The sequence below is a fragment of the Xenorhabdus aichiensis genome, from assembly GCF_028598775.1.
GTDB lineage: Bacteria > Pseudomonadota > Gammaproteobacteria > Enterobacterales > Enterobacteriaceae > Xenorhabdus > Xenorhabdus bovienii.
Map to the genome: position 1 here is coordinate 1 of NZ_JAQRFO010000111.1, position 1,442 is coordinate 1,442.

The window sequence follows — 1,442 nt, forward strand, 5'->3', positions numbered from 1 at the left end:
TCTCAGGTACCGGAGATCAACCAATCCGGCGAGGCCGAAGCCTCCCCTGCCTGAACCGCCATTGAGAGGGCGACAGCAGGCACACTGGCAGAAACATCCTACCAGTGGGTTAATCTTACGAGGCCTGAGATTCCTCACTATCGAATTTGTCGATAGCTTTTTTACTTTAACGAATTCCGTTATTTAATTCAATAATCGAACGTGTAAGTTTAACAAGTAAATAAAATTGTTGAATTATGCCTTCTACATCAATTTAAAGCATAAAAAAACCTGCCCATTTGCGCATTTTCTCAATGAAAGACTCAGCGTGGTGAAAGACTCAGCGTGGCAGGTGTACTTAATGACGATTATACCCATTAAGCCGCCGTCAGAAAAGTGTATAATAAGGCAAACTTGAATCGCATGATGCTGAAAAGGCGAGATTATGAAACCAGTAACCAATAATGACCATTTAAGCCGGATTAAGATAACAGGCTACAAATCTATTGCAGAATGTGATTTACCGATGGGATGCCTGAATGTACTCATTGGGGCCAATGGTGCTGGGAAATCAAATTTTATCAGTTTTTTTCGTCTCATTGCCACCGTACTTGATCATCGTCTACAGTCTCTTGTTGGCAGAATGGGAGGCCCTGATACATTGCTGCATTTTAGCCGCAAAAAAACCGAATACATGAGTTCTGAGCTTTATTTTGGTCACAATGGCTATAAATTTGAACTGGAACCCACCAATGACAATCGCATGATGTTCCGGCATGAATCACTTTTTGGGGATATCAAAGAGGATTATGATATCGGTTCGGGTCATTTTGAATCTCAGTTCGATAAACATCATACGGGCATCAAAGATGATACCTTACCTGCCATGCTCCGTTGGCGGGTGTACCATTTTCATGATACGAGTGACAGTGCCAAAGTTAAACAAACTCATCGTATTAATGACAATGATTATCTGCGGGAAGATGGCGCCAATTTAGCGGCATTTCTGTATCGCCTGCAAAAACACCATCAGCGACATTACACTCGCATTATCAAAACCATTCAGATGGTTGCACCGTTTTTTGGTGATTTTTACCTGCGACCCACGCCGGATAATACCGATTACATTCAACTCGAATGGACAGAAAAAGAACAGGACATTCCTTTTAAAACCAGTGAATTATCTGATGGCACTCTGCGCTTTATTTTATTGGCTACCGTGCTGCTGCAACCCGAAGATTACATGCCCGGCTCAATTATTATTGATGAACCTGAACTCGGACTCCATCCCTATGCCATCAATGTGCTGGCTGGTTTGATAAAAAATGCCAGCAATCAACACCAGTTGATTATTTCTACCCAGTCAGTTGAATTGGTTAACCAATTTGATGCTGACGATCTGATTGTTGTTGATAAGCAACGAGGCGCTTCCACCTTTAAGCGCCTGAATAATGAAGTGCTTT

At 42.2% G+C, this 1,442-nt stretch carries 2 protein-coding genes; both read left to right on the forward strand.

Annotation, left to right across the window (positions count from 1 at the left end; all coding sequences use genetic code 11):
- Nucleotides 1-187 (forward strand): hypothetical protein (locus tag PSI22_RS21110; protein WP_273581440.1); only part of this gene is annotated, 187 nt, incomplete at its 5' end.
- Nucleotides 188-424: 237 nt separating this feature from the next.
- Nucleotides 425-1,442: AAA family ATPase (locus tag PSI22_RS21115; protein WP_273581441.1), on the forward strand; the 1,018-nt coding region annotated here is incomplete at its 3' end.